Source organism: Pseudomonas sp. PB101, from assembly GCF_009764265.1.
GTDB lineage: Bacteria > Pseudomonadota > Gammaproteobacteria > Pseudomonadales > Pseudomonadaceae > Aquipseudomonas.
On record NZ_RWIR01000007.1, the window covers coordinates 12,279 to 27,248 of the forward strand.

Here is a 14,970-nt window from a genome sequence, read left to right on the forward strand (position 1 = left end):
GAAAACGAGCAAACAATCACGCTTTTCCTACTGATGGCTACACTCCTCAGAAGATTGCCCACGCTCTCCATTCGGCCATCGCAAGGAGGCTTGATGAATGATGAACTGCAACACCTGAAGAATCTTGGCAAGACGTCAGCGCAATGGCTGCATGCCGTGGGCATCCATAGCGCGTCGGACTTGCGTCGCCTCGGGGCGGTGGATGCTTATCGGGCCGTGCGTACGCGCGGTTTTCGGGCGTCCAAGGTGTTGTTGTACGCAATTGAAGGCGCCCTGATGGACGTTCACTGGAATGACATTCCTGCCGAGCGCAAGGAAGCCTTGAACAAACAACTGGAAGCTATCTCTACACGCCACAAGAACTGATCCGATAAATCCCCCTGACGCTTTGCCACCTGAAACCCAATGATTACGGGGTCTACAGAGGTAAGTTCGACGAATCGCAAAGAAATCAAAAAACAGCGGTTGACTTGGTAATGAGAATCGATATGATTATCACAACTGGTCGCGAGACTGGTCGATATTCTGAATAGCCCTTGGTTCGGACTCTCAGATTATCTCCTCATCAGGCTAATCACGGTTATTTGACCCGGCTCTTGCCGGGTCTTTTTTTGCCTGTGGAAGAGCCGAATCATTGATCGGCTGCACCTGGATAGAACCCGTCCGACAAAAGCTTGAGGCTTTGCGGCAATCGTGGTCCCAACCCGCCAACCAACAGCGTCGGATCGAGTTCGATCACCCGCCCGTCCCTCGCCGCACGGGTCGAGGCCAGTATCGGGTTCTCCTTGAACAACGCAGCGCGTGCGGCATCGCCTGCCAACGCCCGATCGGCAAATACCAGGACATCAGGGTCCAGACTGACCAGCGACTCGACAGAGAAAGGCTTGTAACCGCTATGGGTCGCCAAATTGTGTCCCCCGGCCTGTTGCAGCATCCAGTCGGCCGCAGTGTCCTTGCCGGCGATGAGCGGTTTACCACCGGCATGCCCGAGCAACACCAGCACGCCTGGCGACTTTTGCGTGAGCTGAGCCTGGGTGACAGGGACCTTTTGCTGTTCGAGTTGTTGTTGATACGACGCCATCATTTGCGCGGCCTGATCTTGCGCGCCCAGCAACTCGCCCAAATGCTGCAGGTTACCCTGCAATGCCGCCAGATCAGGCCGGGCCGAAAACAGTTCTACCTGTACGCCTGCGTTTCGGATCTGGGAAAGTACCGGTGGCGGTCCCATCTCTTCGGTGCCGATCAGGATCTGTGGGCGCAGGCTCAAAATCCCCTCCGCCGACAGTTGACGCTGATAACCGATACTCGGCAGGGATTTCAGGGATGCGGGGTGCTGGCTGGTGGTGTCGACGCCCACCAGCTTCGATTCGCCCCCCAGCGCACTCACCCACTCGGACAATGCACCGCCGGCACTGACCCAACGTTGCGGCAACTCGGCAGCAGCAGCGTGATAGCTGCCGAGAAGTCCGATGCAGATCATGGCGACGCGGGTGGTCAGGCGCATAAACAGCTTCCTTTTAGAGGTTTGCCGGGCATCGAAGGAGCAGGCCACGTATCCTTGGCGATGTGGCGTCCATACCCGGTGGGCAAGACAGCCATTTGATAATTGTTAGCATTTGACCGTCAAGCTCGGACATTTCCGGTCACTGGCTGCGGAACCGAGGACAGACATGAAGTTGCTTTGCACAGGTGCCGAACTGGTCGACGACAGCAGCCGCGGGTTCGACATCGATGGCCAGAAACTTTTTGCGGTGCGCCGCAGCGGGCAGGTGTATGTCTATATCAATCGTTGCCCGCACCGGGGCGTTGGGCTGGAGTGGCACCCCGACCAGTTCCTCGACCCCAGCAACAGCCTGATCCAGTGCGCCACCCATGGCGCACTGTTCCTGATCGAAGACGGCGAATGCGTCGCCGGCCCCTGTGCGGGGCAAGCCTTGACCGCGGTGGCTTGTCGCGAGGATGAACAAGGGATCTGGATCAGCCTTTAGCCACCCGGCAACACGTCCAGACGCCGCTCGACCAGCATCTCTTCGTGATTCAAGCGCACACCGTAAGCCAACACCTCGACCCCGCAGGCGATGGCCTCACGCAAGGCCTGCGCATAAGCCGGATCGATTTCCTGCGCCGGGCGCACCGCCTCGATGTCGGTCAGGCAAACGCAGTACAACTGCACCGCGCGAATACCGTCCCTGGCCAAGTGGGCAAGCTCGCGCAGATGCTTGGCGCCGCGCTGGGTGACCGCATCGGGAAACGCCGCCACCGCCGTACCGTCGAAGCCCAGGGTCACGCTTTTGACCTCGATGTAGGCCGGCCCGTCGGGATATTCGAGGCGGAAATCGATGCGACTGTTTTCCTGACCATAAGCCACTTCACGCTTGAGCCCGGTAAACCCGTTCAGCTCAGTGATGACGCCCGCCCGCAGCGCCTCTTCGATCAATCCGTTGGCGCGGGCGGTGTTGACGCAAAACAGCCGCCCTTGCGGGGTTTCACCGATCTCCCAGGTGCCCGGCAACTTGCGTTTCGGGTCGTTTGAGCGGCTGAACCAGACCTGCCCGCCTTCGACCTGACAATTGAGCATCGAGCCGGTGTTCGGGCAGTGAATGGTCAGCAACTCGCCGCCCACGGTTTCGATATCGGCGAGAAAACGCTTGTAACGACGAATCAGACGGCCTTCTTCGAGGGGGGGATGAAATCGCATCAGCCTTGCCAGCTCCGCAATCCGCGGGCAATGCGTTCCACCGCCTCCTGCAAACGCTCGAGGTTTTGCGTATAGGCGAACCGCACATGGTGTCCGGCCTGATATCGCCCGAAATCGAGCCCCGGAGTGAACGCCACATGTTCGGTTTCAAGAAAATACTTACAGAACGCGAAGGCATCGCCGCCGAACTTGCTGATATCGGCGTACAAATAGAAAGCCCCCTCCGGCTCCACCGCAATACCGAAACCCAATTCACGCAAGGCCGGCAGCAGGTAGTCGCGACGCCGGCCAAATTCGGCGCGACGCTCTTCGAGAATGCTGATGGTTGCCGGCTCGAAACAGGCCAGCGCGGCGTGCTGCGCCATGCTCGGAGCACTGATGTAGAGGTTCTGGGCGAGTTTTTCCAGTTCACCGACGGCAGCGTCGGGGGCCACCAGCCACCCCAGCCGCCAACCGGTCATCCCGAAATATTTCGAAAAACTGTTGAGAACGAACGCACTGTCGTCGACTTCCAGCACGCTGGCCGCGTCGGTGCCGTAGGTCAGGCCGTGATAAATCTCGTCGACCACCAAATGACCATGGCGCTCCTTGATCGCCACAGACAGCTTCGCCAGCTCGTCGCGGGTCAGGATCGTGCCGGTCGGATTGGCCGGGGACGCCACCAGTGCGCCGACGCTGTCATGGTCCCAATGACGCTCGATCAGCCCGGGCGTCAACTGATAACGCACATCGGGACCGACCGGCACCAGCTGTGCCGCGCCTTCGACCAAGCGCAGGAAATGCCGGTTACACGGGTAGCCCGGGTCCGCCAGCAACCAGTGCTTGCCGGGGTCTACCAGCAAAGCGCTGGCCAGCAGCAACGCGCCGGACCCGCCGGGGGTGATGAGGATGCGTCGAGGGTCGATGTTCAAACCGTAACGCTGCTGATAAAAGCCGGAAATGGCCTCGCGCAGCTCCGGAATGCCGCGCGCGGCGGTGTAACGGGTTTTCCCGGCTGCCAGCGCAGCCTGGCCGGCCTGGATGATCGGTTCGGCGGTGGTGAAGTCCGGCTCGCCGATCTCCAGGTGGATCACATCGTGGCCGGCGGCCTGCAATTCATTGGCCCGCGCCAACAGCGCCATGACATGAAATGGTTCGATCGCACGACTGCGGGCACTGTAGGGCTGAGCCATTGGCCTTCCTTCAACGGGAAAAAAAACGATTCTACCCAAGCGCAGGAACGAGCGAGAACCTAAAGCGGTCAGAGGCCTTATCACCCCCGAACACAAACGACTCGGGCGCGCGCCCCAGGTTTGACTAAAATCATTAATTGAGCAGCGCTCCAGAGCCGCCAGACAACGGTTTGCCATCATTGGCAAGCAACATGAGCCGCAACCTCGACATCCGGGAGTAGCGCGGCCCGAGTTGATCTGGTAAGTTCGCCCGCTTGCAGCCGCAGGGCCGGCAGGTGTCGGTGATGGAGCAATCCTGCGCAGATGGATTACAAGAGTAGAGGCGGTCTATTTCATGTCCACCCAAGCAAAGCAGCAAAACCAGACGATCAGCGGCTTCGAGCCCTATGTTCAGAAAGCCGGCGAAGAGTACATGGGCGAGCCCATGCGCAAGCACTTCACCAAGGTCCTGAATCAGTGGAAAAAAGAGCTGATGGAAGGTGTCGACAAGACCGTGGACCACATGAAGGACGAAGCGGCCAACTTTCCTGATCCGGCAGACCGTGCCAGCCAGGAAGAGGAATTCGCCCTTGAACTGCGTGCCCGCGATCGTGAACGCAAGTTGATCAAGAAGATCGACAAGACACTTCAGTTGATCGAAGACGAAGAATACGGCTGGTGTGAATCCTGCGGCATCGAGATCGGCGTCAAGCGCCTCGAAGCGCGTCCTACCGCCGACCTGTGCATCGACTGCAAGACCCTGGCGGAAATCAAGGAAAAGCAAGTCGGCAAATAATTGCGACTTGAATGAAGAACGGAGCGTGCGAACGCTCCGTTTTTGTTTCTGATGTTTGTATGGCCCCGAATGCATCCATGACCGCCAACACCCCCTACATCGGGCGCTTCGCCCCCACCCCCAGCGGCCATCTGCACTTTGGTTCGCTGGTCGCCGCACTGGCTTCCTACCTTGACGCGCGCTCGGTGGGCGGACGCTGGCTGATGCGCATGGAAGACCTTGATCCGCCCCGTGAAGAACCCGGCGCCCAGGCTGCCATTCTCAAGGCCCTGGAAAGCTATGGCTTCGAATGGGATGGCGAACTGGTGCGCCAGAGCGAACGGCACGATGCCTACGCCGAGGTGCTCAATCGCCTGTTCAATCACGGCCTGGCCTACGCCTGCACCTGTTCGCGCAAACAGCTGGAACCGTATCACGGGATTTATCCGGGGCTGTGCCGCAATGCCGGCCATGGCACCGATGATGCTGCCATTCGCGTGCGCGTACCGGAACTGGAATACCATTTCCTCGACCGGGTGCAGGGCGAGTACCGCCAGCACCTTGGCCGGGAAGTCGGCGATTTCGTGATCCGCCGCCGCGACGGGCTCTACGCCTATCAACTGGCCGTGGTCCTGGACGATGCCTGGCAGGGCATCACCGATATCGTTCGGGGGGCCGACCTGCTGGACTCCACGCCCCGCCAGCTCTACCTTCAGGAACTCCTCGGCCTGCCGCAGCCGCGTTACCTGCATATCCCGCTGATCACTCAGCCTGATGGCAATAAACTCGGCAAATCCTACCGTTCCCCGCCGTTGACCGAGGATCAGGCAACGCCCCTGTTGCTGCGGGCGCTGCGCGCACTGGGACAAAACCCGGGAACCGAACTGACTTACGCCACGCCACGGGAAGTGCTGAACTGGGCCATTACCCACTGGGATGCCTCGCTGATCCCGCGCACACTGAGCCTGCCCGAGGCACAGCTGCGGTGATGGCACTTGCAGTGGCGCGCCCATCCGTTACCATCGCCGCACGTTTTCGGGCACGCGCATAAAAAAAGAGAGGCCGGGATGTACATCTATCGCTTGGTCCTGCTTTTGGTAGTGGGGATTTACCTGTTTTCCCCGGCCATCATGGATTGGTGGATCGACGCCACTGGCGCCTGGTATCGCCCTTATCTGCTCTGGCTGATTCTGATCGTCGTGACCTTCATCCTGCAGAGCCAAAAAGATGCCGATGAGCTTTAGCCTGACCCAGATGATCCTGATCAGCGCCGCGTACCTGGCGGTGCTGTTCGGTGTGGCCTGGATCAGTGAACGGGGCATGATTCCCCGGGCGATCATTCGCCACCCGCTGACTTACACCCTGTCGCTGGGCGTCTATGCCAGTGCCTGGGCGTTTTATGGCACCGTGGGCCTGGCCTATCAGTACGGCTATGGCTTTCTTTCCAGCTACCTCGGTGTCTCCGGGGCATTTCTGCTGGCGCCGGTGCTGCTCTACCCGATCCTGAAGATCACTCGCACCTATCAACTGTCGTCGTTGGCGGACCTGTTCGCCTTCCGCTTCCGCAGCACCTGGGCCGGTGCGCTGACCACGATTTTCATGCTGGTCGGCGTACTGCCGCTGTTGGCCTTGCAGATTCAGGCGGTCGCCGACTCCATCAGCATCCTCACCCAGGAGCCGGTACAGCATCGCGTGGCCCTGAGCTTCTGCGCCCTGATTACGCTGTTCACGATTTTCTTCGGCTCCCGCCACATTGCCACCCGCGAAAAACACGAAGGCCTGGTGTTCGCGATTGCCTTCGAGTCGGTGATCAAACTGATCGCCCTCGGCGGTGTCGGGCTGTATGCGCTTTACGGCGTGTTCGACGGCCCGCAACAGCTTGAACTGTGGCTGCTGCAAAACCAGACCGCCCTCGCCGCCCTGCATACGCCGTTGCAGGAAGGCCCGTGGCGGACGCTGCTGCTGGTGTTCTTCGCGTCGGCGATCGTGATGCCGCACATGTATCACATGACCTTTACCGAGAACCTCAACCCGCGCTCGCTGGTCAGCGCGAGCTGGGGCCTGCCGCTGTTCCTGTTGCTGATGAGCCTGGCGGTGCCGCTGATTCTCTGGGCCGGCCTGAAGCTGGGCGCCACCACCAACCCGGAGTACTTCACCCTCGGCATCGGCATCGCCGCCAACAGCAAGGCTTTGGCGTTGCTTGCCTATGTCGGCGGGCTGTCCGCCGCCAGCGGCCTGATCATCGTCACCACGCTGGCGCTGTCCGGGATGGCCTTGAACCACCTGGTGCTGCCGCTGTATCAACCACCGGCCGAAGGCAACATCTACCGCTGGCTGAAGTGGACCCGCCGGGCGCTGATTGTCGCGATCATCATGGCCGGCTACGGCTTCTACCTGATGCTCGGTGCCGAGCAGGACCTGGCCAACCTCGGCATCGTCGCGTTCGTCGCCACGTTGCAGTTCCTGCCGGGCGTGCTCTCTGTCCTGTATTGGCCGACCGCCAACCGTCGCGGCTTCATCGCCGGCTTGCTGGCGGGGATCCTGGTGTGGCTGGTGACCATGCTGTTACCACTGGTCGGCAACCTGCAGGGCTTCTACATTCCGCTGCTGAACATGATCTACGTGCTGGACGACACCAGTTGGCACATGGCTGCGATTGCCTCGCTGGCAGCCAACGTACTGATGTTCACCCTGATCTCGCTGTTCACCAACGCCAGCACCGAAGAGGCCAGCGCCGCTGAAGCCTGCGCCGTGGACAACGTGCGCCGCCCGCAACGCCGGGAACTGCACGCCGCCTCGCCCCAGGAATTCGCCACGCAACTGGCCAAGCCATTAGGTGCAAAAGCCGCACAGAAAGAAGTGGAACAGGCACTGCGCGATCTTTATCTGCCTTTCGACGAACGCCGACCGTATGCCCTGCGCCGCTTGCGTGACCGCATCGAGGCCAACCTCTCCGGCCTGATGGGCCCGAGCGTGGCCCAGGACATGGTCGAAACCTTCCTGCCGTACAAGGCTGGCGGTGAAAACTATGTCACCGAAGACATTCACTTCATCGAAAGCCGCCTCGAGGACTACCACTCGCGCCTGACCGGCCTGGCCGCCGAACTCGATGCCCTGCGCCGCTATCACCGCCAGACCCTGCAGGAATTGCCGATGGGCGTTTGCTCGCTGGCCAAGGATCAGGAGATCCTCATGTGGAACAAGGCCATGGAGGAACTCACCGGCATCGCCGCGCAACGCGTGGTCGGTTCCCGCCTGAGCACCATTGCCGATCCGTGGAAAGAATTGCTGCAAGGCTTCATCAATCTGCCGGACGAGCACTTGCACAAGCAGCACTTGGCCCTCGACGGCCAGACTCGCTGGCTGAACCTGCACAAGGCGGCGATCGACGAACCCCTCGCGCCGGGCAACAGTGGCCTGGTGTTGCTGGTGGAAGACCTGACCGAAACCCAGATGCTCGAGGACAAACTGGTGCACTCCGAGCGCCTGGCCAGCATCGGTCGACTGGCGGCCGGCGTCGCCCATGAAATCGGCAACCCGATCACCGGTATCGCGTGCCTGGCGCAGAACCTGCGCGAAGAACGGGAAGAAGACGGCGAGCTGAAGGAAATCAGCGGCCAGATCCTCGAGCAGACCAAACGCGTGTCGCGCATCGTCCAGTCATTGATGAGCTTTGCCCATGCCGGCAGCCATCAGCACAGCGACGAGCCCGTCTGTCTGGCCGAAGTGGCTCAGGATGCCATCGGCCTGCTGGCCCTGAACCGACGCAATTTCGAAGTGCAGTTCTACAACCTGTGCGACCCCGATCACTGGGTCGAAGGCGACCCGCAACGGCTGGCCCAGGTATTGATCAACCTGCTTTCAAACGCCCGTGACGCCTCGCCTCCCGGCAGTGCGGTACGGGTCAAGAGCGAAGCCGGCGAACACACGGTCGACCTGATCGTGGAGGACGAAGGCAGCGGTATTCCGTCGAGCATCATGGACCGATTGTTCGAACCTTTCTTCACCACCAAGGACCCTGGCGAAGGCACCGGTCTGGGCCTTGCACTGGTCTATTCCATCGTTGAAGAGCATTATGGACAAATCACCATCGACAGCCCGGCTGATGTTCAAAGCCAACGCGGTACCCGAATCAGGGTTACCTTGCCGCGTCATGTCGAAGCGACGTCCGCTGTGAACTGAGACCGTCGAGAGTATCGAATCAATGCCGCACATTTTGATCGTCGAAGACGAAACCATTATCCGCTCCGCCTTGCGCCGCCTGCTGGAACGTAACCAGTACCAGGTCAGCGAAGCCGGTTCAGTGCAGGAAGCACAAGAACGCTTCACCATTCCCTCGTTCGATCTGATCGTCAGTGACCTGCGCCTGCCGGGCGCGCCTGGCACGGAGTTGATCAAGCTCGCCCAAGGCACGCCAGTGCTGATCATGACCAGCTACGCCAGCCTGCGCTCGGCGGTCGATTCGATGAAAATGGGCGCGGTGGACTACATTGCCAAGCCATTCGACCACGACGAAATGCTGCAAGCCGCCGCACGAATCCTGCGTGACCGACAAACGGCACAAACCGGTGGCGAAGCCGTTCCTGGCAAAGCCGCCAATGGCGCGGCGAAATCCGGTGCCGACAACAGCAATGGTGAAATCGGCATTATCGGTTCGTGTCCGCCGATGCAGGACCTGTACGGCAAGATCCGCAAAGTCGCGCCGACCGACTCCAACGTGCTGATCCAGGGCGAATCGGGCACCGGTAAAGAACTGGTGGCGCGCGCTCTGCACAACCTGTCCAAACGCGCCAAGGCGCCGATGATTTCGGTGAACTGCGCGGCCATTCCGGAAAGCCTGATCGAGTCCGAACTGTTCGGCCACGAAAAAGGCGCATTCACCGGCGCCAGCGCCGGGCGCGCCGGCCTGGTGGAAGCGGCGGACGGCGGCACTTTGTTCCTCGACGAAATCGGCGAACTGCCACTGGAAGCCCAGGCTCGCCTGCTGCGCGTATTGCAGGAAGGCGAAATTCGTCGTGTAGGCTCGGTGCAGTCACAAAAAGTCGATGTGCGCCTGATCGCCGCGACTCACCGCGACCTCAAGAGCCTGGCAAAGATCGGCCAGTTCCGTGAAGACTTGTATTACCGCCTCCACGTGATCGCGCTGAAGCTGCCCGCCCTGCGCGAACGCGGTGCGGACGTCAACGAAATCGCCAACGCCTTCCTGGCGCGGCAAAGTGCGCGAGTCAACCGCACCGACCTGAAATTCGCCGCAGATGCCGAGCAAGCGATTCGTCACTACTCCTGGCCGGGCAACGTTCGTGAACTGGAAAATGCCGTCGAGCGCGCCGTTATCCTGTGCGAAAGCCCGGAAATCTCCGCCGAGCTGCTGGGCATCGACATCGAGTTGGGCGACCTGGACGACGACGAGTTCATTGGCCTTGCGCCCCAACAGGGCAACGGCAGCAGCAGTAACAGCAACCACGAACCGACCGAAGACCTGTCCCTGGAAGACTACTTCCAGCATTTCGTCCTCGAGCATCAGGACCACATGACCGAAACCGAGCTGGCCCGCAAGCTTGGGGTCAGTCGCAAATGCCTGTGGGAGCGTCGTCAGCGCCTGGGCATCCCGCGGCGCAAGACCGGGGTGGCCAGCGAAAGCTGAACCACACCTGTCGCATGTGCGGGTAACACGTGACTTTGTGAAAAAACTGTTACCTCGGTTTTTTCACGTAACAGAAGCCGGGGCTTACGGTAACGAAGCCCCGGCTTTTTTTGGCCCTCGAAATGCCTGTCGTTCGGCCTAACCCCTTGTTTTATTGGGTTTCGCAAAAGTTGGCACGCACCCTGCTATATGTTTGGTACAAGAACAATAACAAGCAATGCACAAGACAATAAAAATAAGACGAATCGACTCACGCACAATAAAAACAAGACGGCGAGAGGCGCAGCTAACTGATTCTTTTGGAGAGGCGTTGTATTTGGGGCTTGCCCCACGACCAGGCCGAGAACAACAAAAAACTGTCTTAAGACAGAGCCTGTACTGGTTGGATCGAAAGATCACTGCAATTCAGCGACCAAAGCAATCCGTTTGCTCTTGGCTCCCGATTGGGAGGGTCATGAAGGAAAGCTTCATGGCGAGGGCACTCAACAAAAACAAGAAGCCCGAAACCAAAAATAAAAATAGAGCATGCAACTACTTCTTGGGGAGCTTCGGCTCCCCTTGTGGTTTCCGTGATTCGGAAAACCCCTGTGGGAGCGAGCCTGCTCGCGAAAAACCCATTGGCGCCGCTGGACACCTGATTCCCGCATTATCGTTAACGACCATCGCGAGCGTGCTCGCTCCTACAAGGTCAATTTGCGCCGTCCTACACCATCCCCCGACTAAATGCTAGAATCCCCGCCCATCATGCGGTCATTCTTCTGTTATGGCCGAATATTCCTTCAAACAGTGCATCCCATGCTGAAGAAGCTGTTCCAGTCATTCCGTACTCCCAAGCGTCCTACGCAACACATTCGCAGCACGCCTGAAGTGCTAAACAGCGGCCAACACTCGCTGCAGAAGGCGCAATTCAGCCGCTACGCGGTGAATATCGTTGAACGCCTGCAGAACGCCGGTTATCAGGCTTACCTGGTTGGCGGTTGCGTGCGCGACATGCTGCTGGGCATCACGCCGAAAGATTTCGACGTTGCCACCAGTGCCACACCCGAGCAGGTGCGGGCCGAATTCCGTAACGCGCGAATAATCGGGCGCCGGTTCAAGCTGGTGCACATCCATTTCGGCCGCGAAATCATCGAAGTCGCGACCTTCCGCGCCAATCACCCGCAAAACGAAGACGAGGAAGACAGCAACCAGTCTTCGCGCAACGAAAGCGGGCGCATCTTGCGCGATAACGTCTATGGCACCCTTGAAGAAGACGCGCAACGTCGCGACTTCACCATCAATGCCTTGTATTACGATCCGGTCAGCGAACGCATCCTCGACTACGCCAATGGCGTACACGACATCCGCAATCACCTGATCCGCCTGATCGGCGATCCGACGCAACGCTACCAGGAAGACCCGGTACGGATGCTGCGGGCCGTGCGTTTCGCCGCCAAGTTGAACTTCGGCATCGAAAAACACAGCGCCCTGCCGATCCGCGGCCTGGCGCCAATGCTGCGCGAGATCCCGTCGGCCCGCCTGTTCGAAGAGGTGCTCAAGCTGTTCCTCTCCGGTCATGCCGCCGATACGTTTGAAATGCTGGTCGACCTGCAGCTGTTCGATCCACTGTTCCCGGCCAGCGCCGAAGCACTGGAATACAACCCGACGTACACCCACACCCTGATCAGCGAAGCCCTGATCAATACCGACCTGCGGATCAAGCAGAACAAACCGGTAACCCCGGCGTTCCTGTTTGCAGCCCTGCTCTGGCCTGCCCTGCCGGCCCGCGTCCTGCGTTTGCAGGAACGTGGCATGCCGCCGATTCCGGCGATGCAGGAAGCGGCGCACGAGCTGATTGCCGAGCAGTGCCAGCGCATCGCGATTCCGAAACGCTTCACCATGCCGATCCGCGAGATCTGGGACATGCAGGAACGCCTGCCGCGCCGCAGCGGCAAGCGTGCCGATCTGTTGCTGGACAATCCGCGCTTCCGTGCCGGCTACGACTTCCTGCTGCTGCGCGAGAGTGCGGGCGAGCAGACCGATGGCCTGGGCGAATGGTGGACGGACTATCAGGACGCCAATGAAAGCGAGCGTCGCGACATGATTCGCGATCTCAGCGGCAAGGAAGATGGCACCGGTGCTCCGCGCAAGCGTCGCCGCAGCGGTGGTTCCAAGCGCAAACGCGCCGCCGGCGCTTCGAGCACCACGGGCGAGTAATCGATGGAACGCATCTACATCGGCATGGGCAGCAACCTGGCTGACCCTGCCGAACAATTGCGCAGCGCCGTCGAGGCGCTGGCGTACTTGCCGCACACGGAACTGGTCGGGGTGTCCGCGTTTTATCAAAGCGACTCGCTTTTGCCCGGCCAACCGCGCTACACCAATGCGGTGGCCGCTCTCGACAGCACGCTGGCGCCACTGGATTTGCTCGATGCCTTGCAGGCCGTCGAAAACGGCCAGGGCCGCGAGCGCCTTGAGCGTTGGGGCCCACGCACGCTGGACCTCGACATCTTGCTGTTCGGTGATCGCCTGATCGACGAACCGCGCCTCAAGGTGCCTCATTACCATATGCAGGAACGGGCCTTCGTCCTGTATCCGCTGGCGGAACTGGCCCCTGCGGATCTGCGCCTGGCCGATGGCCGCACTCTGACCGAACTACTCAAGGCATGCCCGTTCGTCGGCCTGGAACGCCTGCACCTACACTGACCCCACTCCCGCATCAGGTTTGGCCAGGCACAAGATCTGCTGCTGAATCGCATCAGTTACCCCGGTAACACCCCACCCGTAACAATGCGGTAACACACGCAATTGACTTCCCTCGTTCTCCTCACGACTATAGGCGTCCCGCTGCCGCCAACCGGCGTTCAAGGGCGCAATCCAGGCCTTAAAAGCACGACAAAAGAGCGTGCGCCTGTATTCAACGAAGAATCACGCGCGTTACTCGCAGTAGTTTCCACAGCGCCTGAATGAGGAACTTTTCATGCCAGCCATCACCCTGACCACCCTGCAAGGTCTGAAGCAAAAAGGTGAAAAGATCACCATGCTGACCTGCTATGACGCAACCTTCGCCCATGCCTGCAACCAGGCCGGTGTCGAAGTGCTGCTGGTGGGCGACTCCCTCGGCATGGTTTTGCAGGGCCACGACAGCACCTTGCCTGTCACCACCGCGGAAATGGCTTACCACGTGGCTGCCGTCAAACGCGGTAACAGCGACGCCCTGATCCTCGCCGACCTGCCTTTCATGGCCTACGCCACCACCGAGCAAGCCATGACCAACAGCGCCCTGTTGATGCAGGCCGGCGCGCACATGGTCAAGGTTGAAGGCGCGTTGTGGCTGGCCGATTCGATCCGCCTGCTCGCAGAGCGCGGCATCCCCGTGTGCGCGCACATGGGCCTGACGCCGCAATCGGTGAACATCCTTGGCGGCTACAAGGTCCAGGGTCGCAATGAAAACCAGGCGCGGCAGATGCGTGCCGACGCGATCTCCCTGGAACAGGCCGGCGCGGCCATGCTGCTGCTCGAATGCGTGCCGAGTGAACTGGCGGAAGAAATCACCCAGGCGGTGAAGATCCCGGTGATCGGGATTGGCGCCGGCAATCGTACCGACGGCCAGGTGCTGGTCCTGCACGACATGCTCGGGCTGTCCATTACCGGCCGCGTGCCAAAATTCGTGAAAAACTTCATGACTGGCCAGACCAGCATTGAAGCTGCACTGAATGCCTACGTGACTGAAGTCAAGGCGGCGACTTTCCCTGGGATCGAACACGGATTCTCTGCATGAACACCGTAAAAACCGTACGAGAACTACGGGCCGCCGTGGCCCGGGCCCGTAGCGAAGGCAAGCGCATCGCCTTTGTACCGACCATGGGCAACCTGCACAGCGGCCATGTTGCGCTGGTGACCAAGGCCTCCCAACGGGCAGACTTCGTGGTGGCGAGCGTTTTCGTCAACCCGCTGCAATTCGGTGCGGGTGAAGACCTCGACAAGTACCCGCGCACCCTCGCCGCCGACCAGGAAAAACTGCTCCAGGCCGGTTGCCATCTGCTGTTTGCCCCCACTGTCGAAGAGATGTACCCCGACGGCATGGCCGGCCAGACTCGCGTCAGTGTCCCGCAATTGTCCGAAGGCCTGTGCGGCGCCAGCCGGCCCGGGCATTTCGAAGGCGTGGCGACGGTGGTCAGCAAGCTGTTCAACATGGTCCAGCCGGACCTGGCGATTTTCGGCGAAAAAGACTTCCAGCAACTGGCGGTGATTCGTGCGCTGGTACATGACCTGAACATGCCGATCCAGATCATCGGCGAGCCGACCGTACGGGCGGCCGATGGCCTGGCGCTGTCCTCGCGCAACGGTTTCCTCAACGAGGAACAGCGGGCCGTAGCGCCGGTGGTCTACCGCACGCTGAATGCGATCAGCGAGGCGATCAAGCTGGGCGAACGCGATTTCCCGGCGCTGATCGGTATGCAGCGCCAACAGCTCGAAGCCGCGGGCCTGCGTCCTGACTATCTGGAAATCCGCCATGCACTGAGCTTGCGCCCGGCGACGGCGCAGGATCGTGACTTGGTGATCCTGGTGGCGGCGTTCCTCGGGACAACACGGTTGATCGACAACCTGCACCTGAATCTCGACGCGCCGATCTAATCACCGAAATCGCTCCTGTAGGAGCGAGCCTGCTCGCGATGAATTCCGACGCGCCGCGTACATTCAGGAACACGCGTAATCGTTA

At 60.3% G+C, this 14,970-nt stretch carries 14 protein-coding genes; 11 read left to right on the forward strand and 3 right to left on the reverse strand.

Annotated elements, in window-relative coordinates:
- The first annotated feature begins 93 nt into the window (after positions 1-93).
- Positions 94-366 (forward strand): TfoX/Sxy family protein, encoded by a 273-nt coding sequence (locus EI969_RS01460; RefSeq protein ID WP_008053897.1) that lies wholly within the window; start codon positions 94-96, stop codon positions 364-366.
- A gap of 265 nt (positions 367-631) precedes the next feature.
- Here EI969_RS01460 and EI969_RS01465 read toward each other — a convergent pair whose 3' ends face one another.
- Entirely contained in the window at positions 632-1,504 is an 873-nt protein-coding gene (locus tag EI969_RS01465) for a hemin ABC transporter substrate-binding protein (protein WP_160385623.1), read from the reverse strand.
- A 166-nt stretch (positions 1,505-1,670) separates the two neighbouring features.
- Between EI969_RS01465 and EI969_RS01470 the strand changes: the two genes are divergently transcribed.
- A complete protein-coding gene (locus tag EI969_RS01470; RefSeq protein ID WP_160385624.1) occupies positions 1,671-1,988 on the forward strand; it encodes a Rieske 2Fe-2S domain-containing protein in 318 nt (105 codons plus the stop codon).
- Here the strand turns inward: EI969_RS01470 and sfsA are convergent.
- Entirely contained in the window at positions 1,985-2,698 is a 714-nt protein-coding gene (gene sfsA / locus EI969_RS01475) for a DNA/RNA nuclease SfsA (protein WP_160385625.1), read from the reverse strand. The genes EI969_RS01470 and sfsA overlap by 4 nt on opposite strands.
- Positions 2,698-3,870 carry a pyridoxal phosphate-dependent aminotransferase gene (locus EI969_RS01480; RefSeq protein WP_160385626.1) on the reverse strand — a complete coding sequence of 391 codons (1,173 nt, stop codon included), beginning with the start codon at positions 3,868-3,870 and terminating at the stop codon, positions 2,698-2,700. Before EI969_RS01480 ends, sfsA begins: the two co-directional genes overlap by 1 nt.
- 334 nt (positions 3,871-4,204) lie before the next feature.
- On the opposite strand from EI969_RS01480, the gene dksA reads away from it, so the two are divergent.
- From dksA to panC, 9 genes are all read left to right on the forward strand, one after another.
- A complete protein-coding gene (gene dksA, locus EI969_RS01485; RefSeq protein WP_007995322.1) occupies positions 4,205-4,645 on the forward strand; it encodes an RNA polymerase-binding protein DksA in 441 nt (146 codons plus the stop codon).
- Between the two features lie 77 nt (positions 4,646-4,722).
- Entirely contained in the window at positions 4,723-5,613 is an 891-nt protein-coding gene (gene gluQRS, locus EI969_RS01490) for a tRNA glutamyl-Q(34) synthetase GluQRS (protein ID WP_160385627.1), read from the forward strand.
- A 78-nt stretch (positions 5,614-5,691) separates the two neighbouring features.
- Entirely contained in the window at positions 5,692-5,868 is a 177-nt protein-coding gene (locus EI969_RS01495) for a hypothetical protein (protein ID WP_003176118.1), read from the forward strand.
- On the forward strand, positions 5,852-8,806 hold the full coding sequence (locus EI969_RS01500) for a sensor histidine kinase (RefSeq protein WP_160385628.1): 2,955 nt from the start codon (positions 5,852-5,854) through the stop codon (positions 8,804-8,806). The genes EI969_RS01495 and EI969_RS01500 overlap by 17 nt, the downstream gene beginning before the upstream one ends.
- A 22-nt stretch (positions 8,807-8,828) precedes the next feature.
- Complete coding sequence (locus tag EI969_RS01505; RefSeq protein ID WP_160385629.1) at positions 8,829-10,268, forward strand: sigma-54 dependent transcriptional regulator; 1,440 nt, start codon at positions 8,829-8,831, stop codon at positions 10,266-10,268.
- 795 nt (positions 10,269-11,063) lie between these two features.
- Positions 11,064-12,464: a polynucleotide adenylyltransferase PcnB gene (locus EI969_RS01510; RefSeq protein ID WP_160385630.1), complete on the forward strand. Its 1,401-nt coding sequence runs from the start codon at positions 11,064-11,066 to the stop codon at positions 12,462-12,464.
- A 3-nt stretch (positions 12,465-12,467) separates the two neighbouring features.
- Positions 12,468-12,953 (forward strand): 2-amino-4-hydroxy-6-hydroxymethyldihydropteridine diphosphokinase, encoded by a 486-nt coding sequence (gene folK / locus EI969_RS01515; RefSeq protein ID WP_160385631.1) that lies wholly within the window; start codon positions 12,468-12,470, stop codon positions 12,951-12,953.
- A 274-nt stretch (positions 12,954-13,227) separates the two neighbouring features.
- Positions 13,228-14,028, forward strand: a complete 801-nt coding sequence (gene panB / locus EI969_RS01520) for a 3-methyl-2-oxobutanoate hydroxymethyltransferase (protein WP_110661771.1) — start codon at positions 13,228-13,230, stop codon at positions 14,026-14,028.
- Positions 14,025-14,885, forward strand: a complete 861-nt coding sequence (gene panC / locus EI969_RS01525; protein ID WP_160385632.1) for a pantoate--beta-alanine ligase — start codon at positions 14,025-14,027, stop codon at positions 14,883-14,885. The genes panB and panC overlap by 4 nt, the downstream gene beginning before the upstream one ends.
- Positions 14,886-14,970 lie beyond the last annotated feature (85 nt).

Bases quoted from the DNA above. Each gene is read 5' to 3' on its own strand.
- EI969_RS01460 (WP_008053897.1), top strand. From the start codon at position 94: ATGAATGATGAACTGCAACACCTGAAGAATCTTGGCAAGACGTCAGCG.
- EI969_RS01465 (WP_160385623.1), bottom strand. From the start codon at position 1,504: ATGCGCCTGACCACCCGCGTCGCCATGATCTGCATCGGACTTCTCGGC.
- EI969_RS01470 (WP_160385624.1), top strand. From the start codon at position 1,671: ATGAAGTTGCTTTGCACAGGTGCCGAACTGGTCGACGACAGCAGCCGC.
- sfsA (WP_160385625.1), bottom strand. From the start codon at position 2,698: ATGCGATTTCATCCCCCCCTCGAAGAAGGCCGTCTGATTCGTCGTTAC.
- EI969_RS01480 (WP_160385626.1), bottom strand. From the start codon at position 3,870: ATGGCTCAGCCCTACAGTGCCCGCAGTCGTGCGATCGAACCATTTCAT.
- dksA (WP_007995322.1), top strand. From the start codon at position 4,205: ATGTCCACCCAAGCAAAGCAGCAAAACCAGACGATCAGCGGCTTCGAG.
- gluQRS (WP_160385627.1), top strand. From the start codon at position 4,723: ATGACCGCCAACACCCCCTACATCGGGCGCTTCGCCCCCACCCCCAGC.
- EI969_RS01495 (WP_003176118.1), top strand. From the start codon at position 5,692: ATGTACATCTATCGCTTGGTCCTGCTTTTGGTAGTGGGGATTTACCTG.
- EI969_RS01500 (WP_160385628.1), top strand. From the start codon at position 5,852: ATGCCGATGAGCTTTAGCCTGACCCAGATGATCCTGATCAGCGCCGCG.
- EI969_RS01505 (WP_160385629.1), top strand. From the start codon at position 8,829: ATGCCGCACATTTTGATCGTCGAAGACGAAACCATTATCCGCTCCGCC.
- EI969_RS01510 (WP_160385630.1), top strand. From the start codon at position 11,064: ATGCTGAAGAAGCTGTTCCAGTCATTCCGTACTCCCAAGCGTCCTACG.
- folK (WP_160385631.1), top strand. From the start codon at position 12,468: ATGGAACGCATCTACATCGGCATGGGCAGCAACCTGGCTGACCCTGCC.
- panB (WP_110661771.1), top strand. From the start codon at position 13,228: ATGCCAGCCATCACCCTGACCACCCTGCAAGGTCTGAAGCAAAAAGGT.
- panC (WP_160385632.1), top strand. From the start codon at position 14,025: ATGAACACCGTAAAAACCGTACGAGAACTACGGGCCGCCGTGGCCCGG.